General features: G+C 40.1%; 24 protein-coding genes. 18 read left to right on the top strand and 6 right to left on the bottom strand.

All coding sequences use genetic code 11. From position 1 onward, the window contains the following. Window positions 1-171: 171 nt before the first annotated feature. The 3 genes from R9C00_01935 to R9C00_01925 all read left to right on the top strand — a co-directional run bounded on the left by R9C00_01935 (window position 172) and on the right by R9C00_01925 (window position 3,300). Window positions 172-681 (top strand): RNA polymerase sigma factor, encoded by a 510-nt coding sequence (locus R9C00_01935; GenBank protein ID WPO36202.1) that lies wholly within the window; start codon window positions 172-174, stop codon window positions 679-681. A 255-nt stretch (window positions 682-936) separates the two neighbouring features. Next, window positions 937-2,412, top strand: a complete 1,476-nt coding sequence (gene crtI / locus R9C00_01930; protein WPO36201.1) for a phytoene desaturase family protein — start codon at window positions 937-939, stop codon at window positions 2,410-2,412. A gap of 51 nt (window positions 2,413-2,463) precedes the next feature. Then, on the top strand, window positions 2,464-3,300 hold the full coding sequence (locus tag R9C00_01925; GenBank protein ID WPO36200.1) for a phytoene/squalene synthase family protein: 837 nt from the start codon (window positions 2,464-2,466) through the stop codon (window positions 3,298-3,300). Between the two features lie 107 nt (window positions 3,301-3,407). Here the strand turns inward: R9C00_01925 and R9C00_01920 are convergent, their stop codons facing one another. After that, window positions 3,408-4,832 carry a PAS domain-containing protein gene (locus R9C00_01920; GenBank protein ID WPO36199.1) on the bottom strand — a complete coding sequence of 475 codons (1,425 nt, stop codon included), beginning with the start codon at window positions 4,830-4,832 and terminating at the stop codon, window positions 3,408-3,410. A 271-nt stretch (window positions 4,833-5,103) separates the two neighbouring features. Here R9C00_01920 and R9C00_01915 point away from each other — a divergent pair, with 271 nt between their 5' ends. The 4 genes from R9C00_01915 to R9C00_01900 all read left to right on the top strand — a co-directional run bounded on the left by R9C00_01915 (window position 5,104) and on the right by R9C00_01900 (window position 8,596). Then, window positions 5,104-6,267, top strand: coding sequence for a phospholipase D-like domain-containing protein (locus R9C00_01915; GenBank protein ID WPO36198.1), 1,164 nt, complete (start codon window positions 5,104-5,106; stop codon window positions 6,265-6,267). Window positions 6,268-6,383: 116 nt separating this feature from the next. Next, on the top strand, window positions 6,384-7,043 hold the full coding sequence (locus tag R9C00_01910; GenBank protein ID WPO36197.1) for a hypothetical protein: 660 nt from the start codon (window positions 6,384-6,386) through the stop codon (window positions 7,041-7,043). 180 nt (window positions 7,044-7,223) lie between these two features. Then, window positions 7,224-7,775 (top strand): hypothetical protein, encoded by a 552-nt coding sequence (locus tag R9C00_01905; GenBank protein WPO36196.1) that lies wholly within the window; start codon window positions 7,224-7,226, stop codon window positions 7,773-7,775. A gap of 185 nt (window positions 7,776-7,960) precedes the next feature. Next, window positions 7,961-8,596: a hypothetical protein gene (locus R9C00_01900; protein WPO36195.1), complete on the top strand. Its 636-nt coding sequence runs from the start codon at window positions 7,961-7,963 to the stop codon at window positions 8,594-8,596. A gap of 73 nt (window positions 8,597-8,669) precedes the next feature. On the opposite strand, the gene R9C00_01895 is transcribed toward R9C00_01900, so the two are convergent. Together R9C00_01895 and R9C00_01890 are read right to left on the bottom strand one after the other, a co-directional pair. Further along, window positions 8,670-9,863 (bottom strand): DUF1501 domain-containing protein, encoded by a 1,194-nt coding sequence (locus tag R9C00_01895; protein ID WPO36194.1) that lies wholly within the window; start codon window positions 9,861-9,863, stop codon window positions 8,670-8,672. A gap of 43 nt (window positions 9,864-9,906) precedes the next feature. After that, window positions 9,907-11,295, bottom strand: a complete 1,389-nt coding sequence (locus R9C00_01890; GenBank protein ID WPO36193.1) for a DUF1800 domain-containing protein — start codon at window positions 11,293-11,295, stop codon at window positions 9,907-9,909. Window positions 11,296-11,361: 66 nt separating this feature from the next. On the opposite strand from R9C00_01890, the gene R9C00_01885 reads away from it, so the two are divergent. After that, window positions 11,362-11,559 carry a hypothetical protein gene (locus R9C00_01885; protein ID WPO36192.1) on the top strand — a complete coding sequence of 66 codons (198 nt, stop codon included), beginning with the start codon at window positions 11,362-11,364 and terminating at the stop codon, window positions 11,557-11,559. 60 nt (window positions 11,560-11,619) lie between these two features. Here R9C00_01885 and sufB read toward each other — a convergent pair whose 3' ends face one another. Beyond that, a complete protein-coding gene (sufB, locus tag R9C00_01880; protein ID WPO36191.1) occupies window positions 11,620-13,071 on the bottom strand; it encodes a Fe-S cluster assembly protein SufB in 1,452 nt (483 codons plus the stop codon). Window positions 13,072-13,943: 872 nt separating this feature from the next. Here sufB and R9C00_01875 point away from each other — a divergent pair. The 4 genes from R9C00_01875 (at window position 13,944) to R9C00_01860 (ending at window position 19,665) form a co-directional block, all read left to right on the top strand. Next, complete coding sequence (locus R9C00_01875) at window positions 13,944-17,072, top strand: SusC/RagA family TonB-linked outer membrane protein (GenBank protein ID WPO36190.1); 3,129 nt, start codon at window positions 13,944-13,946, stop codon at window positions 17,070-17,072. A gap of 85 nt (window positions 17,073-17,157) precedes the next feature. Then, window positions 17,158-18,624: a SusD/RagB family nutrient-binding outer membrane lipoprotein gene (locus R9C00_01870; GenBank protein ID WPO36189.1), complete on the top strand. Its 1,467-nt coding sequence runs from the start codon at window positions 17,158-17,160 to the stop codon at window positions 18,622-18,624. A 31-nt stretch (window positions 18,625-18,655) separates the two neighbouring features. Further along, on the top strand, window positions 18,656-19,063 hold the full coding sequence (locus R9C00_01865) for a hypothetical protein (protein ID WPO36188.1): 408 nt from the start codon (window positions 18,656-18,658) through the stop codon (window positions 19,061-19,063). A 140-nt stretch (window positions 19,064-19,203) separates the two neighbouring features. Beyond that, window positions 19,204-19,665, top strand: coding sequence for a 3-oxoacyl-ACP synthase (locus R9C00_01860; protein ID WPO36187.1), 462 nt, complete (start codon window positions 19,204-19,206; stop codon window positions 19,663-19,665). Here the strand turns inward: R9C00_01860 and R9C00_01855 are convergent. Then, window positions 19,662-20,492 carry an SDR family oxidoreductase gene (locus R9C00_01855; protein ID WPO36186.1) on the bottom strand — a complete coding sequence of 277 codons (831 nt, stop codon included), beginning with the start codon at window positions 20,490-20,492 and terminating at the stop codon, window positions 19,662-19,664. The genes R9C00_01860 and R9C00_01855 overlap by 4 nt on opposite strands. 381 nt (window positions 20,493-20,873) lie before the next feature. Between R9C00_01855 and modA the strand changes: the two genes are divergently transcribed. From modA to R9C00_01835, 4 genes are read left to right on the top strand one after another with little or no spacing between them, the layout of a single operon-like run. Beyond that, a complete protein-coding gene (gene modA / locus R9C00_01850) occupies window positions 20,874-21,623 on the top strand; it encodes a molybdate ABC transporter substrate-binding protein (GenBank protein ID WPO36185.1) in 750 nt (249 codons plus the stop codon). Window positions 21,624-21,638: 15 nt separating this feature from the next. Next, complete coding sequence (locus R9C00_01845; protein ID WPO36184.1) at window positions 21,639-22,037, top strand: TOBE domain-containing protein; 399 nt, start codon at window positions 21,639-21,641, stop codon at window positions 22,035-22,037. Continuing rightward, window positions 22,037-22,708, top strand: coding sequence for a molybdate ABC transporter permease subunit (gene modB, locus R9C00_01840; GenBank protein ID WPO38756.1), 672 nt, complete (start codon window positions 22,037-22,039; stop codon window positions 22,706-22,708). The genes R9C00_01845 and modB overlap by 1 nt, the downstream gene beginning before the upstream one ends. Further along, complete coding sequence (locus R9C00_01835) at window positions 22,705-23,586, top strand: ATP-binding cassette domain-containing protein (GenBank protein ID WPO36183.1); 882 nt, start codon at window positions 22,705-22,707, stop codon at window positions 23,584-23,586. The genes modB and R9C00_01835 overlap by 4 nt, the downstream gene beginning before the upstream one ends. A 281-nt stretch (window positions 23,587-23,867) precedes the next feature. On the opposite strand, the gene R9C00_01830 is transcribed toward R9C00_01835, so the two are convergent. After that, window positions 23,868-24,371: a hypothetical protein gene (locus R9C00_01830; GenBank protein ID WPO36182.1), complete on the bottom strand. Its 504-nt coding sequence runs from the start codon at window positions 24,369-24,371 to the stop codon at window positions 23,868-23,870. A gap of 202 nt (window positions 24,372-24,573) precedes the next feature. Between R9C00_01830 and pssA the strand changes: the two genes are divergently transcribed. Both pssA and tgt read left to right on the top strand, forming a co-directional pair. Next, window positions 24,574-25,260 (top strand): CDP-diacylglycerol--serine O-phosphatidyltransferase, encoded by a 687-nt coding sequence (gene pssA, locus R9C00_01825; GenBank protein WPO36181.1) that lies wholly within the window; start codon window positions 24,574-24,576, stop codon window positions 25,258-25,260. 476 nt (window positions 25,261-25,736) lie between these two features. Continuing rightward, window positions 25,737-26,873: a tRNA guanosine(34) transglycosylase Tgt gene (tgt, locus tag R9C00_01820; GenBank protein ID WPO36180.1), complete on the top strand. Its 1,137-nt coding sequence runs from the start codon at window positions 25,737-25,739 to the stop codon at window positions 26,871-26,873. The last annotated feature ends 4 nt before the right edge of the window (window positions 26,874-26,877 follow it).

The following is a 26,877-nucleotide window of genomic DNA, read 5'->3' as shown; positions in this document are numbered from 1 at the left end:
CATCATTTTTAAAAACAGGATTTAAACGATGTATAGACAGATATTCACTATAGACAGCTTTTGTTTATTATTTTTTTTTAAAAATTAAACAAAAAAAATTTGCATATTTTGTTCATCTAATAGTATATTTGTTTAAACAAAAACAGGAAACAGGACTTAAACTATAAAATTATGACCTCAATTGATTTTGGACAATCTCTCAAAGAAATGACATCTTCTCTAAAACCTTTTGCACTCAAACTAACAAAAGACGTAGAAGAAGCAAATGACTTGTTGCAAGAGACAATGCTTAAGGCCTATACCAATAGGGAAAAATTTGCCGAAGGCACAAACCTAAAGGCATGGTTATACACCATTATGAAAAACACCTTCATAACCAACTATCAGCGTTTGGTCAGAAGAAATACGTTCATTGATACTACAGATAACCTTCATTACATCAATTCCACTGAGAATATCACGCAAAACCTGGCATTTTCTCAGTTTGCACTTACAGACATGTACACTGCAATTGATAGGTTGGACGATGCATACAAAACACCTTTCATGATGCACTTCCGTGGCTTTAAATATCACGAAATAGCAGACAAACTTTCTATTCCGATAGGAACTGTAAAAAATAGGATTCACATTGCTCGTAAAGAGTTGAAAAGCAAATTGAGAGCTTACTCTTCTAACTAAGCAATTACATTCTTTGAGTCACTAAAGTCGATTTTGTTTAGTAATATATTACAAGCCATTAATAGGCTCGTGCAAAAATATATCATTTGCCATAAGCAAGTAATTACCAAAAGCCAGCAAGTTTTTTTGCTGGCTTTTGTATTTTATATTCTAAGGATCTTAATTTTAAACAAATTATATTTTTTCAAGTTTTTATTATCAGGAGCACATCCCACTCACTTCCTTTATTTTTTGAATTTTTAAACTACAACTACCTTGGCAAAGAAAGTCATAGTAATAGGCGCCGGCTTTTCGGGCTTGGCAGCAGCAACATCTCTAGCCCACAAAGGTTTAGACGTGACCCTTCTAGAGAAGCATGATATCCCAGGGGGAAGAGCCCGTTATTTTGAGACAGGAAACTACAAGTTTGATATGGGACCCAGTTGGTACTGGATGCCCGATGTTTTTGAAAGGTATTTCCAGCGTTTTGGGAAACAACCCTCCGACTATTACGAGCTCGTAAGACTAGACCCTTCCTATAGGGTGGTTTTTGGACAAGACGATTTCATGGATATCCCCGCCAATATGGGTGAGCTTGAAATGCTTTTCGAATCATTAGAGCCGGGAAGCTCTAAGCAGCTACGTAAATTTTTGCAACAAGCTGAATACAAATACCAAGTCGGCATTAACGATTTAGTGTACAAACCAAGCCGCTCACTCACCGAATTTGTAGACATGAAGCTCCTTACCGATATGGTGAGGATGAACATATTCCAATCTTTTCACAAGCATATAAGGCAGTACTTTAGGCATGAGAAAATACTGCAACTCATGGAATTCCCTATCCTTTTTTTAGGAGCTGTCCCTCAAAACACCCCAGCACTTTATAGTCTAATGAACTATGCTGATATTAGCCTCGGCACTTGGTACCCTAAAGGGGGAATGCACAAAATTATTGAGGGCATGGTAAAGCTTGCAGAGGAAAAAGGGGTGAAATTTGAGTTTGGGCAAGACGTTCAACAACTTGCCCTTACTGGAAATAAGGTTGATACCGTCATTACAAATAAAGGAGAATTTACTGCAGACTCTGTAATAGCAGGAGCAGATTATCACCACGTCGAACACAACTTGCTTCCCAAAAGCCACCAATCGTACAGCGACAGTTATTGGGACAAACGGGTTATGGCTCCCTCGTCCCTTATTTATTACCTGGGGGTCAAAAAAGAACTTGGTCAATTGCTTCATCACAACTTATTTTTTGACAGGGACTTTGGCCCTCATAGCAAAGAAATATACGAAGACCCAAAATGGCCAAGCGATCCATTGTTCTATGCATGTCTGGCATCCAAAACAGACAACACTATCGCTCCTATAGGCTCTGAAAACTTATTTTTACTTATGCCTGTTGCCCCCGCCTTACAAGATGGGGATGAGGTGAGAGAAAAATATTTTGATATTATGCTGGATAGGATGGAAAAAGTAACTGGACAAGAGGTACGAAGTTCTATAGAATACAAACGTAGCTACGCACACAAAGACTTCGTTTCAGACTACAATGCTTTTAAAGGAAATGCTTATGGTTTGGCAAATACGCTAATGCAAACAGCCATCCTCAAACCAAGCTTAAAAAGCAAAAAAGTAAAGAATTTGTATTACACAGGTCAACTTACAGTTCCTGGACCAGGAGTGCCGCCTTCCCTCATTTCTGGGCAGGTAGTCGCCAAAGAAGTTATCAAAGAATTTGGCAGATAGGCTAGAATTGGCTTTTTTAAAGTGGAAAACTATTACTGTTCTAAAATTACCATGGATCATATTAAACTCTACAACGATACCGCACTGGAATGCAGTAAGCTTATCACCAAAAGGTACAGCACTTCGTTCTCATTGGGCATAAAGACACTTGACCCTAAGCTGCATCTTCCCATTTATGCTATTTATGGCTTTGTGCGCTACGCCGATGAAATTGTAGACACCTTCCACGAACACGACAAAAAGAGACACCTAGAGCAGTTCAAGAAAGATACATACAAAGCTATAGAAGATAAGGTAAGTTTCAATCCAGTACTCCACTCCTTTCAGCTTGTTGTAAACCAATACAGCATCGACCACGAACTCATAGAGGCTTTCCTTGTGAGTATGGAAATGGACTTATACAAGCAAGATTATACTACAGAAGGGTATAAGAAATATATTTATGGCTCGGCAGAGGTAGTCGGACTAATGTGCCTCTATGTTTTTTGTAATGGTAACCAAAAACAATATGACGAACTGCTACCTGCAGCCAAAGCTCTCGGCTCAGCTTTTCAAAAAGTAAACTTTCTTCGTGATATGAAAAGTGACTTCGAAGACAGGGGAAGAGTCTATTTCCCCGGAGTAGACTTCAAGAACTTTTCCCAAGCGGACAGGGCAGCTATTGAAAAAGACATCCAATTAGATTTTGATAATGCTTACCAAGGTATCATGAAACTACCCGTTTCCGCTAGAGCTGGGGTCTACCTTGCTTATATTTATTACCTCCGACTTTTCGATAAGATCAAGTCCACTCCCACGGCAAAAATCCTAAATGAAAGAATTAGGATTCCTGATGCAAAAAAAGCGATACTTCTATTTTCTACTTACCTAAAATTCCGATTAGGATAGTGCTAAATCATTTTCCTGACCTTTATGAGGGGGGGAATAAACACAAAAAACACCACATATAATGCGTGGTGTTTTTGAATCTATTTTTTTAAGTACCTAGATGATAGTTATTGTGCTATTTTCTTTTTAAGGACTTCGTTTTCTGATTCTTTTTCTTGGAGCTGCTGCTTCAGGCGCTGAATTTCTTCTTCCATTTCGTCTACTCGTTCTCCTTGCTTTTTTGCTTCCTCCTGCTGGTTTTTTGCCTCTGTTATATCCCTAAATATTCCGAGTATGGCAAAAACACCTTCCTCATTTGCCAAAGGGATTTTACTAGTACGCAACCATGAGGTGGAGCCATCTTTTTGAGATTGGTGCTCGTCAAAGTCTATTTTACTTGAATTTGAGGTCATTACTTGCGCATCATCTTCTCTATACAGCTCAGCCTGTTCCTTCCAAGGTAAGTCATAATCAGATTTCCCAATTATATCTTCAGGAGAAGAAAAACCAGCCGTTTCGGCAAAATATTTATTACAACCCAAATAGTTAAGGTCTTTATCTTTCCAAAATACAGCACCAGGCATATTATCGATCACAGCCTGTAGCATTTTGTAAGAGTCGTTCAGGGCACCTTCCTTCTCCATCAGGGCTTGGGTCTGTTCATAAGCCTGCTCAAAAGCAGCTTCTGTCTCCTGTTGCTTCCTCGTCATTTCTTCTTGCGTCGCCTGCAACTCTTCCATGTTCTGCCGCATCTCTTCTTCTTGAGCCCTCATTTGCTCAGCCTGCATTTGAGAGTCTTCTAGCAATACTTGGGTTCTTTCGTTTATCTTAACCGTAGAAAGAGTAGAAGCTATATTTTCCCCTAGTTTTTCCAAGAACTCAATTTGATAAGGAGGAAATGCTTTGAAAGAAGCCAACTCCATCACCCCATATACGTTATCGTTTACCTTTAAGGGAACTATCAACAAACTTTTGGGATTTGACTTGCCCAAACCTGAGGTAATACTCATATATGCCTCAGGAAGATCAGTCATATAAATAGTGTCCTTTTCCAAATAAGCCTGCCCAAGCAAACCTTCGCCCACACCTACTTTTTTGTTCATGTGCTTTTTACGCTCATAAGCATAGCAAGCAACCATTTCGAGCACTACATCTTCTTCTTGAACTTGGTCTTCACTGATAGTGAATAAGCCTCCTTGGTTTGCTCCTAGGTATTTTACCACATGGGAAATAATCAGGTCACCCAGCTCATTTATATTCGTTGTATTATTTCTTAAGATATCAACAAACCTTGCCAATCCTTCTGTAGCCCAATTTCTCTCTCTTTCTTCTTCTGCTATCTTTTTGAGCTGGTCGCGCATGCTCAGCAAAGCTACTGTGAGTTGGCTATCAGTATTAATTTCATCATACTCTTTATCTAGCTTGCCTTCTTCTATACCTTTAATAAATTCAGTTGCCTGACTTATTTCTTCCGAAATACTTTCATAACGATTGTTTAAATCTATCAGCTCCTGTTTTTTAACAAGCTTAAATGGGAATCCTTTAGTTTTCATCTAAATTAATAGTAGGTGTTCAGTTCTAAACTGAATAAATTAGTTTATCAAATTCAAGGTCAGAACGGCCACAACCCTATAATAGTATTTATATACACATACCAAAAACAGCACTTTTGAGCTATTTTTGACATTAAAACATGTGTTTGATTCTCTAAATACAGGTGTATCTTGTCAAATCAAGCCCAACATCTAAAAAAGCAACCGATACGACTTTATAGATCTACTTAATCTTCTTTTTTAATAACAAGAAATTCTTTAGCTTGGATTTATGAAAACAGTTTATCGAATTATCAAGAATACCAAAGTCCTCAAAGGCTTTATAATCATCATTCTGTTTTTTGGGCTTTTCCTCGAAACAGCCTTGGGGCAAAGCACTCTTCAACCCATTTCAATTTCAATTCCCCACGTAGCATTTACCAATCCTAGCATTATAGGTGAGGGCAAAAAAGACCCTTCTCTTTTTGAAGAGATAAGCCAATTGATAAATGCCGTTCCTTCTGGAGAAACTATTCATGTGGCGGTGTTTAAACTCAATGAGCCCCTCATCATCAGAGCTCTTCTACAAGCAGAAAAAAGAGGGGTTAGTGTCAATGTAATTATAGATGAAGGCTCTACCAGCAATGAGACAAACCTGCCAACCATCCCCATGCTCGAAGAAAAAATCAATACATTTTATGCATTTGATAATGATATTTCTAAGAAATCCATCATCCATAATAAATTTTTGATTTGCTCTAAAATAGTGACTACCAAGGGGAAAATCCCAAACATAATTTTGCAAACAAGTGCAAATTTTCAGAAAAAAGATGCAGAAAAATTACAAGACCTGCTTATCATCCAAAACAAAAAAATATATGATGGCTATCTGAAATACTGGAAAATCATGGAAAAACTTGGAAAAAACAACAACTGGGACTCTTATGCTTTTTTCACAGCTTCAGATGATAAATCAGGCTATTCGGCGAATTTTTTACCACTACAAAAAAAAGATAAGAGCGAAAAAAAAGATGTGGTTTTAGATATATTGAAACAGATAGACAACCCTACAAAAACTAAAATTTTTGCATCGATTACGAAATGGGACGAAGGAAGAGACAAAGTGCTTGAAAAACTTGAACAACTACAAAAAAAGGGCACTGAGATGAAAATAATAATAAGTAAGTTGGACGATAAGGAAATGAGAGAATTGATAAAGGATGCGGCAGACGAAGTGAACGTACTCAATAAAAAAGAAGCCCGCATGCACACCCGTTATATCCTCATCGATGGAATAGTAAATGGGGAACAGACACAATTGATTCTGACGGGCTCGCCCAATCTTACCAAAAGGTCGTTGAGGTATAACTTTGAAGTACTACTCGTACTCGAAAACCACGAGCACATCTTCAAACAATACATTTCCCATTTTGAAGCATGCAAAGCATTAGATTGAGAAACCTTCACTTTTTAAACAAAAAACTTACTTCCTCATACTAAACCCTGTATACCTACACAAACAATCTTTTTTGCATAAGTTCATTTATTAAATGAACATACTTCATAGCTATAATGTACGACAAACTTCAAACTAACAAAACGAGAACAGAGGTGGGAGCAAAGAATTTAGAAAAGAAACCAGACGCAACTCTTCGAAGAAAAGAAATAGAGCTGGTACTAAAAATGATCAGCACAGATTACAAACTTGCCAAAAGCTTTTGGGGCGAGGGTTTCTCCCTTGATACATTCTATGAAATGCACCCTGAAAAACATCCGCTGAATAGGTATGTAAACCAATTGGTCAACGACTTGGAACATATTCGCAAAAACTATGTCCTCCCCGATCTATTAGAAAAACTTGGCTACTACGATAACGAGAATACACTTTCTTCTTTGCCTGCGGAAGAGGAAGAAGAATTCCTTGACGAGGAAAGTTTTTTTGAGGAAAAACTCATCGACACAACATTCGAAAACCTTATTGGGATTGAAAAAATAGCCTTTCCTCCAATGGAAAAACTTTGTGAAAGCCAAATCCAAAAGCTTTCATTCATTTTCCAGAAGCTCTTGAATAGCCTCGGAATCGATTTTATGGCACCTAGCTACCGCGACGATTATATTTATGTACTTCTTAGGAAACATTGGGACAACCGCCCAATCGCCATCAGTGACCTCGGAAACTATGTTACTTGGATGGATAAAATGGAAGAAAGCATGGAAAAAAAAGCAGGCTAGAACACAAAAACCAAAACTCAGACATATGCCCCTCGTAAAAAAATACGTGGGGGATTTTTATATAAAGAATAAAGCTATTAATTTCCTCCTTTGTATTTATAAACGAACCCCTCAGTTATCCTCTCTTTTCTTTAATCCTCAACTAGCTTCTACAATTATACAAACAATCAAAAGGGAAACATGGTAGAAAAAGATCAAAATACCGACAATTTAATCTCTACTGAAGAAACCAAACTCGTTCACCAAATGGTAAGCACCGACTTTGAACTATGGCGAGAATATTGGGGTAAAGAGTATACAATCGACATGTATTATTATGCACATCCAGAAAGGCATCCACTAGCTAGATATGTCAATCTTTTAATTGAAGATTTATATGAGCTGACCGAAAAGTACAAATTAGAAGACCTTCTTGATAGGTTTGGTTACTACCATGATTTAAACAATAGTGAAGAAGATGAGTTTTTCATCTCATTGGAAAAACTTACCAGTATAGATAAAGCTTGCTTTCCTCCCAAAGATAGGATTTGTCCCGACCATGTTGTAGACCTATCATCCGCATTAGATCGGTTTCTAGGCCATTTTGACGTTTTTATCTATACACCAAACTGCATTGCAGAATTCAACTACTTGGTTATAAGAGAAAATTGGGATAAGCCACTACCTATTGCAGATGGCTTTAATGATATTTTATTAGAAGACGAAATAGACGAGAATGTCGACAATTGGTAAGTCATAGAGCTTTAAATTTCTGGTTATAAATTATAAGGCAAAAACCCTTCATGTATTACATGAGGGGTTTTATTAATATGAAAAGTCAATCCTTGTCGTTACAAACATTATTACACCACCTATACTAGAATATGATTTTTTAACTGACCAGCTCAACCGAATCCGAACATTAAAACATTGAGAAAATGGCAGAAAAAGAAACCGAAGAAGAATATGTCCCATCATTTGAAGACATGCAACTGGTCTTCGATATGGTAAGTACAGACTTTGGGCTTTGGAAAGAATATTGGGGAGATGGAGAACACTATAACTTAGAGTTATATTATAGTGATTACCCAAAAAGACATCCTTTAGGAAAATATGTCTACCAATTTTGTGATGACCTAAATGAAATGTCGAAAAAATACACACTGGAAGATTTACTCGATAGGTTAGGATATTTTGACGACTACCATTTTAAAGAAAGCCTTGGTTGGGATTATTTCCATACGTATGACGACGACTTGTTGGAAAATTCCGATGAAGAAGATGATGATACACCTTTTACCACAAGTCTACAGGAACTAACAGGAATAGACAAGGCATACCTCCCACCTAAAGAAAAACTGATTCCAGAACATGTGATCGAACTCTCTCAAACTTTTGAGTTGTTTCTCATGCATTTGAATATTGACATAGAAGCACCAAACTATGGAGAATACTTAAGGTACTTGTTAATCAGGGACTATTGGGACAAGCCGCTCCCTTTCAATGAGGATCATAATATATTTACTTGGAAAGATGAAATGGACAACGAATTGAAGGAATGGTGGAATACCTAAACAGAGGTTCTAGCAGAAAGAAAAAATCCCCCACGCAGCAGCACGGGGGATTTTTTCTTGAATACTATTTCATCTAAACAAACCCTAAATTACTAAACTCTCCACCCAGCACATCATTGCTATTGGTTGCCAGCCACCCGTTAAGAATAGTGGCATACACACTTCGAAAATCTTCAGTATAAATAAGGTCATCATTATTCAGCTTTACCAAATCGGGAGCTGTATTTAATACACCGGCTTTCTTTAACTTACCCCCAATCAGCCATACGTTGTTTGCCGTACCATGATCCGTACCTTCGCTGCCGTTTTCCTCCACCCTTCTACCAAATTCGGAAAATACCATTACCAAGGAGTTTTCAAACTGCCCTCCAACTTTCAAATCGGTCACAAATGCATCCAAAGATTCAGCTACACTTTTCAGCAGATTACCTTGTTTACCTTTCTGTCTGGCGTGCGTATCGAAGCCAGAAATAGATGTATAGTAAATCTTACTCTCCGCACCTGCATTTATCAATTGGGCTACTCCTCTTAGCTCTTTTGCCAGTGGATTTTTAGGATAATCTATTTTAGAAGAATACAAACCTGACTTTTCCTTCAAATAAGCGGCAGAGCTTTTTACATCTTGCAGCGTTTTATACAGGTAATCTACCTGATGTTCATGATGTTCGTGAGCATGGCTAGCCCCTACCAAAAATTGATCTCTGGTGCTTTGGTACAAACGATTCACATCATCCACCGCCATTCCTTTCATGCGCTCTCCTTTCATGGCCAAGCTTAGTTGCTCACCAGCTTCCAAACCAAAATATGCTCCTGCATCAGATGGGCAAGTAGCATCCAACATCCGTCCTAGCCATCCTGTTTTTAAATACTTGTCCGAATCACTTGCCGACTGCCAAATATCCATGGAGCGGAAATGTGACCGGTCGGGGTTTGGGTAACCGACATTATTCAACACCGCCAATTCACCATTATCGTAGAACTTCTTCAAAGCTTTCAAGCTAGGGTTGAGGCCCAGTTCATCATTGAGTGGCAATACTTCCGAAGCAGGGATAGATAAATTTGGACGAAGCTTGTAGTAAATATCATTTCGGAAAGGCACTATCGTATTTAACCCATCATTCCCCCCTCCAAGCTGCACCACCACCAACTTTTTCCCTTGATAATTAGTACCCAACAGCATTTTACCTGCCGAAAGGAATTGGGGAGCCAGCAGCGACCCTGCTGTCACTAAAGCCGATCTTTTAAGAAAATCTCTTCTTTTATGCATGGTTAATATTTTTCATTTTGATGCCTTTGAAAAAGGCTAAGAACTAACACATTTGAAACTCGGGAAGCTTACTTATTTTGGCAACTGTCCTCAGTAATCTTTCCTCTTCAGGAAGGTCGCCTCTCACCCCAACTAATTTTTTTTTCTCGTCGGAAAGTGGGAGTTGGATGAAATAAGCGCAAAGTCTATCTATAAGGTCTTTTGCAGGGATGGTTCCAAATTGTCGTTGAAATGCCTCCAAATCGGAAGAAACATGCATTTTCTTCAACCGATTGCCCCATCCTTTTCCAGCCTTTTTATCCCAAAGCTCTTCGTTTCCACCAACTAAGGATGCAGCCAAAGAAGCTTCTGTGAGCTTTAGGCGAAACATCAATGTAGAAGCATCGATCCATTCTTCACCATTTGGCCAGCCTGCCACATTAGGCGGCTTGAACAGGATTTGCCCCAACATCCGCTGGATGCCAACCAAGGCTTTTTCATTCCCAAAATCCATGTAGAAATACTGCATATTGCCTACCAAAAGTTCTACAGGGCTTTTTATTTTCGAACCAATATTTTTGGGATCGTAGAACCAGTTTGAAGTAAAAACCTCTTTAAGCAAAGCACTTATGTCATAACCCGACGCGTAAAAACTATCCGCTAGCTTCTCCACTTTTGTCTCATCAACTTGATCATTCACAAAAAAGGCATATATCTTCCCTGTCAGATATTTCGCTGTTTGTTTTTGCTCCAAGAGTATGTCCAACACCTCATCTCCATCAAAATTTCCCGTTTTCCCTAAGACTGTTTTTTCTCCATAATCATGAATCCTTTTTCGAAAAAAGAACTCTCCTTCTTTGTTGAAACCCCAGCCCGTAAAAGCCCTAGCTGCTTCTTTTATATCATTTTCGGTATAATTGCCCCTGCCCAAGGTAAACAGCTCCATCACCTCGCGGGCGAAGTTTTCATTGGGTGCATTTTTCTTATTTTGCTGGTTATTGAGGTACTGCAACATCACCGCATCTTTCGAAACCGCTTTTAGCAGATCGCCAAAGCTGCCGAGCGCATGTTTCTTTATCAAGTTATGCTGCTGTTGTACCAGATAAGGGTTTTTGGCAGACGAGGCAAAATGCCCTTGCCAAAAGAAAGTCATTTTTTCCCGAAGGCTTCCCTCACTTGTAGCCATGCTTTTTAGCCAAGCAACATTCAACTTTATCACCATCTCTCTCGACTTTTTCTGAAAGACCTTCTTTGCTCCAGGGTCGCCGTTCATAGGTGGGCGAAAAGCCTCTTTTTCTGCCAAGTCGAGGTAAGTTGACTGCGCTGACTTTTCAAACAGCTTTTCCACAAGCACCTCTGCTTCAAGCCCATCATACTTTTGCAGCAAGTCATAGTTTATACCAAAACCTGCTCGCAAAAAAAGATGTTGGATTTGTTGTTGATTGAGTTTCATCAGTAAATTTGGTTATTTGCTCTGTTTGATGAGAAAAAGAAATGAAGGTTTAATTTGATATTAAAAATGAAAAAAAAAGATCTAATACAATGTGTTGAATGCGAAAGCTTGTTTTATTTGGGAACGTCTCAGATGAACGAACTTTGCCCCCAGTGCGCACAAGATTTATATGGATATGAAAACTGTGAGCATGTTTTTGTAGATGGCAGGTGCAAAAAGTGCTATTGGGACGGGAGCACATCAAGTTTCACCGAAAACCAATAAGCACAAAAAAAGGCGATTCTTTAGGGAATCGCCTTGAATATTTATCTTGAAAGTTAAGAATTACCCTACACTTCCTTCTAAGCTGATAGCCAATAGTTTTTGTGCCTCTACGGCAAATTCCATCGGGAGCTTGTTCAATACTTCTTTCGCATAGCCATTTACAATGAGTGCAACAGCAGCCTCTGTACCTATTCCTCGTTGGTTACAGTAGAAAATCTGATCCTCACCAATTTTTGAAGTAGTAGCCTCATGCTCCACAGTAGAAGATTTGTTCTCTACCTCTATATAAGGGAAAGTATGCGCTCCGCACCGGTCGCCCAAAAGCAACGAGTCACATTGCGAGAAGTTCCTTGCATTTTCAGCACGCTTCATCACTTTTACCAAGCCACGGTAGCTGTTTTGGCTCTTTCCTGCAGAAATACCTTTCGAAACGATCCTACTCTTGGTATTTTTACCAATGTGAATCATTTTTGTACCCGTATCGGCTTGTTGGTAATTATTAGTTACGGCTACCGAATAAAACTCGCCTATAGAGTTATCACCTTTCAATATACAGCTAGGGTATTTCCACGTAACTGCAGAACCTGTCTCCACCTGTGTCCAAGATATTTTTGAATTATCGCCAAAGCAAATCCCTCTTTTGGTCACGAAGTTGTAAATACCGCCCTTGCCATTTTCATCGCCAGGATACCAGTTTTGTACGGTAGAATATTTTACCTCTGCATCTTTAGCAGCGTAGATTTCTACTACCGCAGCATGCAATTGATTTTCATCACGCTGAGGAGCGGTGCAACCTTCGAGGTAGCTAACATACGAACCTTCTTCGGCTACGATCAACGTTCTTTCAAACTGACCTGTATTTGCCGCGTTTATCCTAAAATAGGTAGAAAGCTCCATAGGGCAACGAACGCCTTTGGGAATGTAACAGAACGATCCATCGCTAAACACAGCAGAGTTCAAGGCCGCAAAGTAGTTGTCCTTTACAGGAACTACCGAGCCTATGTATTGCCTCACTAGCTCAGGATGCTCCTTTACCGCCTCGCTAAACGAGCAAAAAATGATACCTAGCTCAGAAAGCGTCTCCTTAAAAGTAGTAGCCACAGAAACACTATCTATAACCGCATCTACTGCTACCCCTGTCAAACGCTTTTGCTCTGTAAGGGAAATTCCCAATTTTGCGAAAGTCTCCAACAGCTCGGGGTCAACCTCATCCAAAGACTTAGGAGTCACCTTTTGTTTAGGAGCAGAATAATATATAATGTCTTGATAGTTGATTTCTGGGAATTTGACATTGGCCCATTCAGGAGTCTCCATCTCTTGCCAAGTCTTAAAAGCCTCAAGCCTCCATTCCAGCAACCACGCTGGCTCGCCCTTCTTAGCAGAGATGAACCTTACTATATCTTCACTTAGCCCTTTTGGAGCTTCGTCTGCTTCAAAATCGACTGACCATCCATGCTCGTACTCTTTGGAGGTAACTTGTTCTAAGAACTCTGTTTCTTTGTCGGCACTCATTTATAAACTATTTTATTTAGAATAATACTAAATTACAAATATACAACATTTACACTTCCTATATGTTTTCTTCAACCTGTTTTTATTTCTGTTTATAAGAATAAATGCAAATCTTTTAGCTAGAATTCTTTTTCACCTTGTTTTCTTCAACTACCTGAGGCATCTTTCTTTTTTATGAAGTTCAGCTTAAGAAGCAATACCTATTCCCCACCTCCCTAGCAACACGTACCCGAATACACAAACCCTGTTATTATTCGCTAAAACAAATACATATCTATGTATATAAATAGAGCTTGTTAAAACTCATATTTGTAAATATCACGATTTCAAGTCGTTAATAAAGCATAACAGGAAGGCTAAAAAAATATATCTTCAAACAAACCAATGTTTTTTTAAAAAAAAGGAAACAAAACTAGAGTATTATTAAAATTTTACTAACTTTGATTACATAACCGATAAGAGAGGCACACTTCTAAGCCACTCCCCAATCAATAAACCGCACAGATACACAAACAAAAATTATCGAACCAGAGAGTTTTTCAACTCAAAATTTCACCCTTCACCTTACAAAACCCGCAAACACGGGTTAACATTTCCAAACCAAAGCAAAGATCGCTTTTAGGCGAATCAAAAGAATTTGCTATGTTATTGATTTTCAATACATAAACGTAATAAAACAGCAATATATATTAATTTGATTGATCAGCTTTTATAGCTAAGACCTATAAGTCATTAGTTCTCAGCAAAAAGTGATTAATAAGTATCTGAATATTTATGGTTTTTCAAAAAACCGACAAAAGTCGGGTGGCATTGTTTTGCCTTTTCTTAACACAGAACACCCACATTATTTATTTATAAACCTATAATTTACTATGAGTTCAAAACTACAATTGCTAATTGCATTAGTTTTTTTCTGGACAGCTGCTTCAGCCCAGGACAAAACTATTTCGGGCACCATTATTTCAGGCAGTGATAAGATGCCTCTTCCTGGTGTATCGGTAATCGTAAAAGGAACCACCATCGGTACTGTAACCGATTTGGATGGGCTTTACACACTTAAAGTACCTGCAGACCAAACAACTCTTGTGTTTTCCTACATCGGGTTTTCCCCTCAAGAAGTGGAAATTGGTTCTCAAACGTCTATCGATATCACTTTAGCAGAAGATGTAAGGCAGATCAGTGAAGTTGTAGTAACCGCTTTTGGTATTGAAAGAGAGAAAAAAGCATTGGGCTATGCAGTTCAGGGCGTAGATGCTCAGGCAATTGCAAATGCCCCTTCACCTAACGTTGTAAACTCTCTATCTGGTCGTGTTTCTGGCTTGCAAGTAACCAGTGCTGGAACACCAGGTGGTAGTCCTGAGTTTGTTATTAGAGGTTTTTCTTCTGTATCTGGAAATAACCAACCTCTTATAGTAGTGGATGGAGTTCCCATGCAGCAAACTACGAATGCTACATCTGGGGAGCGTTCAGACAACCAAACATATGGTGGCGGTCTTTCCGAAATAGACCCTAATAACATTGCTGAAGTAAACGTGCTGAAAGGACCGAATGCTGCCGCATTGTACGGATCTAGGGCTGCCAATGGTGTTATATTGATAACGACCAAAAATGGCTCTGGTCAAGAAGGCATTGGCGTAGAAATAAACTCTACTACTACTTTCGAAAGACCTGCCCTTAAGCCTAGCTTCCAAAACACATACGGAGGTGGAAACGGTTACACCACTTGGTATGCAGATGGCTTTAGTGGTACTGTAGATGGATATAAAGGTACTGCTGGTACTGATGAAAGCTGGGGAGCACCAATGGACGGCAGGTTAGTAAGACAATGGTGGACTGGCACTGAAACTGCTCCTTTGACTCCTAACCCTGACAACTGGGAAGAATACTGGGAAACTGGTTCCACTCTTAATAACAGTGTTGCAATTTCTGGATCTAACGACAAAGGTTCATTCCGCTTAGCGCTAGGAAGGGTAGACCAAAAAGGAATTATGCACAATAATGGGTACACAAGAAACAACTTCAGGTTGAATGCTACTCAAAAATTTACCGACAAGCTTACAATCACTGCAATGGGTGAGTATATCAAGTCTGGCTCTGACAACAGGGGCTATACAAGCTCTAGTAATTTCATCTGGCATCATCGCCACATCTCATGGGAACAACTAAAAAATTATGAAGCGTACGAGGATGTTCATATTTCTCCTGATGGAGACACTGAGCCACCTAACTGGCAGCATACTTATTTTACAAACCCATTCTTCATGGAAGATGTACTGACAAACTCGAACAGCAAAGACCGTCTATTGGGTAATATCTCACTAAACTATGAATTTAGTGACTGGTTAAGCCTAATGGTAAGAAGCGGTACTGATATGTGGACTGATACTAGGATAAATGTTACAGGGTACGAAAGAGTGAAAAGAGGTAACTTTGCACAAGGCAGCTACAATGAGGAGGTATTACGACGTCAGGAAACAAACTCCGATTTCATCTTCACAATAAACAAAGATATTTCTAAAGCATTCTCTTTCAATGCCCAAGTAGGTGGAATCAACCGCTCAAACTACCAAAAGAGAAACTATACTGATGTAAATCAACTTACTATTGACGGCGTCTATAATGCAGGAAACAATGCTAGCCCAAATACTGATGAAAGCTCTATTTATGAGAAAGAAACCAACAGTTTATTTGGAGCAGCTCAGTTTGGTTTCCAAAACATGTTATTTCTTGATATCACAGGTAGAAATGACTGGTCTAGTACTTTACCTGCAGCCAACAACTCCTTCTTCTACCCATCAGTATCGTTGAGTGCTGTTTTGACAGACATCATTCCAAACAGCTCTGGCAAAGTATTATCTTTTGCTAAAATCCGAGGTAGCTGGGCTGAAGTAGGTAACGACGCAGACCCTTACTTACTTGGTCAAACTTTTTCTCCTCAAGGCCTTTGGGATGGTAGCGTTCCAAAATTTGCTGAAAGTAGCGAAATCGCCAACTCTGCTCTTAAGCCTGAGAAAACAACTGGCTTAGAGATTGGGGCCGATATCAGGTTCTTCAACGGAAGGGTTAATTTGGACGTAACTTACTACGATCAGTCTACTGAAGATCAGATTTTGGCTGTAGATATATCAAGGGCTAGTGGATATGGATCTAGGGTGCTCAACGCAGGACAAATCACTAACAAAGGTATAGAAGCAATGTTAAATGCTACTATTCTTGAAACAAACGGTGGTTTTACTTGGGACTTAGGAATCAACTTTGCCAAAAACCAAAACGAAGTAGTTGAGTTGGCAGATGGTCTTACTTCACTGACATTGTGGTCAATCAGGGGAGCTTCGCTTGAAGCTAGAGTTGGCGAAGCTTATGGTAACCTATATGGAAATAAATTTGCCAGAACCGAAGATGGTGAGTTGATCTTTAAAGATGGATTGCCTTATAACATTGACGGTCAACATGTGATAGGAAATATCACTCCAGACTGGACTGGTGGTATAAGCAACAATTTCAGCTTTAAAGGCATCACCTTAAACGCTCTAATCGATATCAAAAAAGGTGGAGATGTTTACGACATGGGTACCAGTGTTGCTAGAATCACTGGTGTACTTGAAGAAACAGAAATTGGTCGTGAAGAAGGTGTGATTGGTCAAGGTGTCAAGAATATCGGCACAGATGAGAATCCAGAATATGTTACCAACGATGTGGTTGCTTCTGCAACTACTTTCTATGGAAGGTACAGTGGTCGCCAGTACCACGAAGCTGCAGTAATGGACGGAAGTTACATCAAACTAAGAGAACTATCCATTGGATATCAACTTCCATCTAGCTTGCTTTCTAACATATTCCTACAATCTGCTAGGATATCTGTAGTAGGCAGAAATCTTGCATTTTTACACAAAAACATGACCCATACAGATCCTGAGCTTAGTAGTTCAAGCTTAGGTTACAACTACGGTCAACTTCCAAGCTCAAGAAGCTTAGGTTTCAACCTAAATGTGAGCTTCTAATAAAACTTATTGAATGCATAGCGAAAGTTGGATTTCGCTATGCTATCTAGTCCTTCTTTATTTCAACAAAAGAATTGCTTTTATTATGAAACTAATAAGATATACATATTCATACATACTTGTACTGTCACTCTTGCTCAGCAGTGCATGTACAGATGGGTTTGAAGAAATGAATACAAACCCTAACGAACCAACAGTTGTAGGTCCTCAATATTTACTACCACAGGCATTGGAAACTACCCTCAACAATTACTGGGGTAACAAAACGCGTAACGAGCGTCTTAATTTCGACCACGGTATGTCTTGGGTAGGTTATCTAACAAGAAACATCTACGAGTCTGAGGGTGACAACTACAATGTGCAACCTTCTGTAAACATCTCAAACTGGGAAGTTTTCTATACTGACGGCTTAATCAACTTTGACAAAGTAGTTCAGTTTTCTGGCGAATTATCTGATGACCCAAACTCAAATTATGAAGGAATAGGGATGGGCATGAAAGCTTGGACATATTCTATTATGACCGATGTGTGGGGAGCTATTCCTTATTCACAAGCATTAGCGGGAACTGCCGAAGAGGCTATTTATTCTCCTGCATATGATTCACAAGAAGATGTTTATGCTGCAATTATTGAAGATTTGAAAATAGCAAACAGTAAACTTAGCGTAGACGGACCTTCAATCTCAGGTGACATTCTATTTGGTGGCGATATAATGATGTGGAAAAAATTTTTCAACTCTACTCGTTTCAAATTGCTAAACCGCCAAGCACACAAAGTAGCTTCTTCTGCTGCAGAAATGAAAGCGATGCTTGCCGACCCTGCTACCTATCCTATGATAGATAGTAACGATGAAATTGCTAAACTAACTTACGGAAGCCTTCCCAGCAACAACCCTTGGAATGACGTTTTGATTCAGCAAAGTAGAAGTGACTGGAATATCAGCAGCACACTTGTTGACAAAATGACGGAGCTAGATGACACAAGACTTGAAATTTATGCAACTCCTGGTAGCCTTTCAGGCGGAGAGTACTTAGGTCATCCAAACGGGCTTCCTGGTGAAATAGCAACTACTTATTTAGGTTACAGTGCTATCATCAATGTTGACAACTTTGCCCAATTAACTTCTCCGGCAATCTTAATGACATATGCAGAGCTTCTTTTCATCAAAGCAGAAGCTGCTCTCGAAGGCGATATCGACGGAGATGCGCAAGCTTTCTATGAAGCTGGTATCGAAGCGTCTTTCTCGCAATATGGCCTAGAAGTACCTGCTGGTTATGCAATGGGCACTGCTACCAAAGAAAACATCATGACTCAAAAATGGCTTGCTTTATTTGGGCAAGGTATTGAGGCATGGACTGAGCTTAGAAGAACTGGTTATCCTGTAATGCCAGAGCACGACCCAAGAGCTATCTTCATGAATGATGGTGTATTGCCAACTCGTATGGCTTACCCATCAACAGAGTATTCTTTGAATGGTGCTAACGTGAGTGCTGGTGCTGCACTAAACGGTGGCGCTGATGACATGAAAACCAAATTATGGTGGGTAGAATAAATTAAGTTTGAACATTAAAATTCAGAATAAGATGAAAAAAATAGCAAGATATATCATCATACCTTTATCATTATTTTTACTCTTCACTTCTTGCGAAGATGTATCGGACATGGCCATTGAAAGAACAGCCTCACCTGTACTAGCCTTGTTCGACGGAAGTGATTTTTCAGCAGCTGACAAGTTTACTGTAGAAGCTACTTTCTATGAGCTTGACAAAAGCGGAATTCTTGACCAAAACGTGGGTATCGACTCTATCCCATTGAGCGGAATGGAAATCAAAGTATTTATAAACAATATCACTGAAATTGGAACATTCACAACTGATGCCTCTGGAAAAATAATATTTGAGGACAGCAAAGATGTCTTAGAAGGTGCTAGCACACTAGAATGGTCTGGAACCCACAAGGATATCAGTTTTAGAGTTTTACAAAATTTCTAATTCTAGTTTTTAATATGCTAGAATAAAAATATCACAAGAACCATAATTACACCAGCTACAACGACAGCCCCGCCTTGGCGGGGCTGTTTTGTTTTTTGCCATGCATCATTTTTCCTCCCACATTTTCGTTATTTTGCAAAATGGAACTGACAATAGAGCTAAAAAAACAAGCCCATGCTGCTTGTTTGGAAATGGTAAATGAACGAGTAGATACGGCTAAGTCTGCTATGGATGCTGCCCAAGCTGCCGCTAATGAAGATACGAAAAGCAGTGCAGGCGATAAATACGAAACGGGCAGGGCTATGATGATGCTGGAAAAGGAAAAAAACGCTGCCCAGCTAGAAGAAGCTGCCAAGCTCAAAAAAGTATTGATACAACTCAATCCCGAAAAGATTTGTACCCAAATAAGCCCAGGATCCCTTTTTCAAACCACTACTGGTTTCTTTTACCTAGCTGTAGGTCTTGGAAAGATCGAAACGGAATCACTTAGTTTTTTTGCTATCTCCCCTGCCTCACCCATCGCCCAGCAACTAAGAGGCTTGAAAGTAGGCGAAAGCACATCTTTCAATGGGAACACGTTCAAAATCATTCAGGTGCTTTAGTTAAAATACAAAAAATAGAGAGGATCGGGGTATTGAAATTCATAACCTAAGTCTTTCACCACCTTCTTCCCACTCACTATTTTATAACCTACAGAGTTTTTTTTGTTAAAAGTTGGAAGCTCCATCCCTAGATCTATACAATTTTTCACGTACACATCTTCCCTAAAAGGATGCTCTGGGGCTACAAGGTTATAAATTTCACCCCACTTTTCCTGTTCCAGCACTTGTTCTATAATACCTATTACATCATCCCTATGGATATAATTGACAGGCACATGCCCTTTGGTCAAGTCCTTTTTCCCAGCAAAATATTTGGCTGGATAACGGTCATAACCCATTAGTCCTCCTGCCCTAAGCACTGTTACTCGAAGATCTGTTTGCGCCAACCAATGATTTTCCGCATCTATCAAAGGCTTATTTCTTTCCACAGGAGCAAGCGGTTCCTCTTCCGTCACTACCCTACTCGGATTGGAATAAACAGAGGTTGAGCTCACAAAAATTACTTTTTTACACGGAGATGAAGCCAAAGCAGCTGTGAGTACTTTCATCTGTTCAGGATAAAAACTAACCCCGCCAAACTTAGCCCTCGATGGAGGAATATCCACTATCAATACATCCGTATCTAAAAAGTGAGCGAGCGAATCGCCCTCTGGTTTTGGGCTTAATTTTAACAAAAATGGCTCAATGTCATTTTCGTTCAAATTCTTTAATTTATGGGTACGAGTCACACTCCCCTTCACTTTTATGCCTTTGCTGCTTAAGTATGCCCCCAAAGGCAAACCTATCCAACCACAGCCCAAAATGCTGATCGTCATTTCTTCTTCCACGTTAAATAAATAAAATAAGTTCAGGTGCCATCAAACCTCCACAGATATCCAAAACCAACTAAATAGCTGGCTCTAAAAACGTTGCACCCTTAGCTCAAATAGGCAATGCTGTTTCTTGAGAAAACACTTTATTATAAGCCAAATAAAAATACTGGCAAAAATAAATCATACTCAAGCATTGATCCCTTAAATTTACACTATTTAGCGCCTAAGCCCAAACTGGAAATTATAGTTTCGAAGTTAATTCAAGGTTTATCGCCTTATTTTAAATAAAGAAGTTCTTAATCGGTTTCAAAAAACAACTTTCAAAGTAACCACTGACTCCGGATTATCTAATTTTTTTATACCCGATTACCATGTTCAAGCATTTTTCAACCTACTATGCAAAAGACATTACTCCTCCTATTATTTTTCAGCATTACACTTTCCTGCCAACCTCAAAAAGAGGGGTTGTTGATAGCTACGGCAGCAAATATGCAATTTGTCATGAAAGAACTCACCCAAGTTTTTGAGGCAGAAACAAGCATTCCTTGTCAAGTTTCTATTAGCTCTTCTGGAAAGCTCACTGCTCAAATAAAAGAAGGCGCACCCTTCGATATTTTCCTTTCCGCAGACATGAAGTTCCCTCAAGAACTACAAGAAAATAAGCTCAGCCTATCCGAGCCAAGCATCTATGCTTACGGTGAGTTGGTTCTTTGGGGCATGGGCAAGATACCTCCTAGCATCGAAAACTTATCGGATGAAAAAGTAAAACATATTGCTTTGGCAAATCCCAAGACTGCTCCTTATGGTTCAGCCGCAGAAGCGGTGTTGATGCATTTTTCACTATTGGAAAAAGTAAAAGACAAATTAGTTTTTGGGGAAAGTATCGCCCAAACCAACCAGTTTATTTCCACAGGAGCTGCCGAAATGGGTTTCACCGCCAAATCGGTGGTAGTCTCTCCGCAAATACTCGGAAAAGGGAAGTGGATAGCCATAGACCCGAGCCTTTATCCGCCCATAGCGCAAGGAATAGTACTCTTAAAAAATGGCAAAGCCTCAAAGGAACAAGCTCAAAAATTCTATGATTTTTTATTTTCCGCAAAGGGAAAGGAAATATTAAATAAATTCGGCTATTCGGTAGACAACTAAACTTCCCCTTCACTTTTGAACACGTTAAAAGGCAACATATCAGCAGTAAAAACCATCGGGAGTCTATCCCTCGTATCGGTGATGGTGGGGAAAACCAGGCTTTCTGCCATTGTAATAGACACTCCCGAAAATTCTCCTTATCTCCAAGAAGGAAGTTCCATTAATGTTATTTTCAAAGAAACAGAGGTGATTTTGGGCAAAGGAAATTCATTGACAATCAGCCTACAAAACAAAATAAATGGAACAGTGGAAAGCATAGAAAACGGTGAGCTGCTGAGCAGACTCACACTTCAAACCGAAGTGGGAAAACTCATTTCCATCATCACAAGCCGAGCGGTGGGGCAACTCGAATTAGCAATAGGCAGCGAGGTAGTTGCTATGGTAAAAACGAATGAAATAATGCTGGCAGAATGATGGATTGGCAACCGCTCATATTGACATTTCAGTTGGCATTCCTCACCACGGTGCTGCTGTTTTTTGTATCTATTCCCTTGGCAAATTGGTTGGCATTTTCCCGCTCTAAGCTCAAGCCCGTTGTAGAAACCTTGGTAAGCATGCCGTTGGTACTTCCCCCGACCGTATTGGGATTTTACCTGCTCATCGCATTCAGCCCTTCCAATGCATTTGGGCAATGGCTCGACCAGTGGCTCGGTCTTCAACTAGTGTTTTCCTTCGAGGGCTTGCTGCTCGCCTCGATTATTTATAGCCTGCCCTTCATGGTACACCCTATCCAGTCTGGCTTGGCCAATTTGCCCCCTTCTCTCTCCGAAGCCGCATTTATATTGGGGAAATCCAAAACTGAAACACTTTCCAAAGTCCTATTGCCCAACATCAAACCTTCACTACTCACCGGAATTGTACTCGCTTTTGCCCACACTGTCGGCGAATTTGGTGTGGTACTCATGATAGGTGGAAATATCCCTGGCAAAACCAAAGTAGCCTCCATCGCCATTTACGATGAGGTAGAATCTTTGAATTATGCCGCCGCCAATACCTATTCCCTAATTTTATTTGCCCTAACTTTTGCCATTTTATTACTCGTCTATTTGGTAAACGGAGGCTACTTCCGGAACAAAAAAACATGAACCCCTTCATAAAAATCGATATAGAAAAAAAACTAGGTGCGCCTTCCGGCGAAATGCTACTTCGGGCAAAGCTAGAAATACAAAAAGGCAGTCTTTTGACACTTTACGGCAATTCGGGAGCGGGAAAAACTTCCTTGCTAAGAATGCTGGCAGGCTTGCTCCATCCTGATGCTGGGCAAATTTCCGTAAACGATCAAACTTGGTTCAATTCCAAAAAACGCCTCAACCTTCCTCCTCAAAAGCGAGGAATCGGGTTTCTTTTCCAAGACTACGCCCTTTTCCCCAACATGACCGTAAGGGAAAACCTCCTGTTTGCTTTGGGTAAAAAGGGAAATAAAAAACCTATAGAGGAACTCATAGAAATCATGAAATTAGGCGAGTTGCAAAACCAAAGACCAGACACACTTTCGGGTGGACAAAAGCAGCGGGTTGCCCTCGCCCGTTCGCTGGTACAAAAGCCAGAAATATTGCTACTCGACGAACCTCTTTCCGCGCTCGACAACCAGATGCGGCATACCTTGCAGCAATATATTTTGCAAGTACATCGGGAATTTGAGCTCACCACAATGCTCGTCAGCCACGATATTTCAGAAATCCTAAAAATGTCGGATAGCTTGATGGAACTGGAAAATGGAGAAATCATAAAACAAGGCAGCCCAGCAAAGATATTTGGCCATCATGAAGTCAGCGGCAAGTTTCAATTCACAGGGGAAATAGTGGGGATAGAAAAACAAGATTTTATCTACATCCTAAGCATTTTGATAGGAAAAGAGGTGGTCAAAGTTGTAGCCGATGAAGCGGAAGCCCAAGCACTTTCCCTCGGCGACAAAGTCCTCGTAGCCTCCAAAGCTTTTAATCCAATTATTAAAAAATTATAAAAAGCACACAGCACATCAAGTATTGTTATCGCTCCAAAAATGTGGCCTTACACAAAAAGCGTTAAGAAATTCTAGAAGTGAAGCGGTTAAGAAAATCATACTGTTTGAGCATAGCGAGTTTATGATTTTCCAGCGTAACGGATAGAATTTTAGCTTTTTGGATACAGCCTTGACTTTTTTGGATACTTTTTGTGTCAAGACAAAAAGTATCAGCCCGTCTGGCTCAAAGACAAAAGCTAGACTTATTAAAGGATACTTTAAAAAAGACCTGTCCCCCTCTCCTACTTCAACCCCATCTTCTTCTTAAACGTTTCAAGCGCATCTTGCTTTTTGAGCTTATCTACTAACGATTCCATCTCTATATCTTTAAAAAACTCCTCGTCACTTTCCTTCTGCGATTTTTCTTCCACTGCTTCAGCTTCCCCAGAGTTTTCGCTTTCGGCAACTTCTTCTACATCCTTTATTTCCTTCTCATACAAACCCGAAAGAATTTCCTGTGCCTGAATTTTTTGTTGCATTCGCTCTAGCATACCCACTGCTTCTCGCTCCAGGTCAGAAACCAAACTTTCAGCTTTTGTGCTTTTCACCTTCTCAATCACCTCTTCATTTGCCCCAATCTGCTCCTTTGTAGCCTCCACCTGCTGGGCGACCTCCTCGCTTTCCTCTCCCAAACCCAGTTCACTTAACCTTGCCAAATCCTTTTTCAGCATCGTAGTTTGAGCTTCTAATACGCTTATCGCTTTCTGAAGCCTTTCTTTTATATTTTCTATTTCCGATTTTGCCATGATAATACAATCAATTTAAAGTTTAAACCCCAATGGACTGTGACTCACAGTCCATTTACTGTACAAAGCAATACTATTTCGTAAATTATTTTCAAAAATGCTCCTTTTAAAAAAGATAAAAAGGAATTTTATAAATAGCCCAACAGTCTGATTATTTTTGCCAGAAGAGCCAAACTTTCCATAAGTAAGCACCAATCACAAAATGAAAAAACAAATTCCTAACCTATTTACCCTCGGCAATTTAATTTCAGGCTGCATCGGTATCGATATGGTTTACCACGGCGACCTCATCATGGCAGCGTACATGATTGGCATCGGAGGCTTGTTCGATTTTGTAGATGGATTTGTTGCAAGGCTCTTGAAAGTCAGTTCGCCCATAGGCAAAGAACTCGATTCTCTTGCCGATATGGTCACTTTTGGCGTACTGCCTTCCATCATCATCATGAAATTGATGTACAATGGGCCCGAGCAAATGCCCGGGCTCTACCTAGCCTTTTTGTTGGCAGCAGCAGCAGCATTTAGGCTCGCCAAATTCAATATAGACACAAGGCAAAGCGATTCATTTTTGGGAATGCCCACACCAGCGATGGCCATTTTCATTGGTTCGTTGCCCCTCATCCAGCAACAAAACCCATTCGTTTCCAATCTTTTACTTTCCCTTCCCTCACTCATTACCATGATTTTTGTGCTTTCCATCCTCATGGTCGTCGAACTCCCTCTTTTTTCCCTCAAGTTCAAAAACATAAGCCTGCAAGACAACGCCATCCGCTATGTATTTTTGCTCGCTTCTTTGCTCTTGCTCATTTTCATAAAATTCACCGCCATTCCCGCCATCATTTTTCTCTATATCGCCCTCTCTCTCGTAAAAAAGATATTCAAGTTGCCGTAACCCTCAGTTTAATTTTACCTTTGCAGATTGATAGACTATATCACGGTTTTGACAACAAGAATTTTCTGAATATCAATTGACTAGAATATTTTGGCTAAAGCCGATTGGGTTTCGTACTAAACAACGGGCTAAAGCCCGTTGCTAGTGATAAAAAAATCAATAGGCGGGGCTTTTAAGCCCCGTTTGACACAACAGTTTTTTTGGCTTTAGCCTAAACTACAAACCTGTCTATACAAACTAAACCGTGATGAACTGTTTCTTATATCATCTAACACTTTTTACAAAAACCTGTAGATCAACACTTTGAATTTTCTACCTAGAAAATCGAACTACAGAAAAAGTTGTTAGCTAACGAGTTTTATAGCTCAGCTATAGGAAGACTAATTTCTAGCATCCAGCTTCTAACCTCTCTTTCTACTACATTATTGAGCTGTAGTAAAAAGGACTTTACAAAGAACTATTAATTTCTATATACAATGGGTTTAACCTTCAAATTAGAACATACCGATCCGCAATCGAAAGCGAGGGCTGGCGAGATAGAAACCGCTCACGGCAAAATCCAAACACCGATTTTTATGCCCGTAGGCACCGCTGGAACGGTAAAAGCAGTACACCAACGCGAGCTTCACGACGATGTGAAAGCACAAATCATCTTAGGAAACACCTACCACCTGTACCTCCGCCCCGGTTTGGAAATACTGGCAAAAGCAGGTGGGCTGCACAAGTTCAACGGCTGGGACAAACCTATCTTGACCGATAGCGGCGGCTATCAAGTTTATTCTCTTTCTGAAAGCAGAAAAATTGTACAAGAAGGTGTGACTTTCCGCTCTCACATTTCTGGGGAAAAGCTCTTTTTCACACCCGAAAACGTAATGGATATCCAGCGAACCATTGGCGCAGATATCATGATGGCTTTTGACGAATGCACCCCCTACCCTTGCGATTACAACTACGCAAAAGATTCGATGGAGCTGACCCACCGCTGGCTCAAGCGCTGCTGCGACCGCTTCGACAGCACCGAGGGGAAATACGGGTATTACCAAACGCTTTTCCCTATAGTGCAAGGAAGTACTTACGACGATTTGCGTACAAAATCAGCCGAGACCATTGCCAGTTTTGAGCGAGAAGGAAATGCCATAGGTGGGCTTTCCGTAGGCGAGCCTCACGAAGAAATGTACCGCTCCACCGAGCTGGTTTGCAACATTTTGCCACAAGACAAGCCCCGCTACCTCATGGGCGTGGGCACTCCTGAAAATATTTTGGAGTGCATAGCTTTGGGCATAGATATGTTCGACTGCGTGATGCCCACCCGCAACGCCCGCAACGGGATGCTGTTCACCACGCAGGGAATCATCAACATCAAAAATGCCAAATGGCAAGACGATTTCAGCCCGATAGATGAAGAGCTTGGCGGCTATGTTTCCACTTTTTACAGCAAGGCATACCTCAGGCACTTGACCGTGAGCAAAGAATACTTAGGTGGACAAATCTCCAGCGTGCACAACCTCAGCTTCTACCTCTGGCTAGTAAAACAAGCAAGGGAGCACATCATAGCAGGTGACTTCCGCCAATGGAAAGACAGCATGGTGAAGCAGGTGATGAGGAGGTTGTAAGCTG

It is taken from the genome of Flammeovirgaceae bacterium SG7u.111, from assembly GCA_034044135.1.
In the GTDB taxonomy this organism is placed as follows: domain Bacteria; phylum Bacteroidota; class Bacteroidia; order Cytophagales; family Flammeovirgaceae.
The sequence above is the reverse complement of the archived record's forward strand: the minus strand, read 5'-3'. Positions and strand labels throughout refer to the sequence as shown.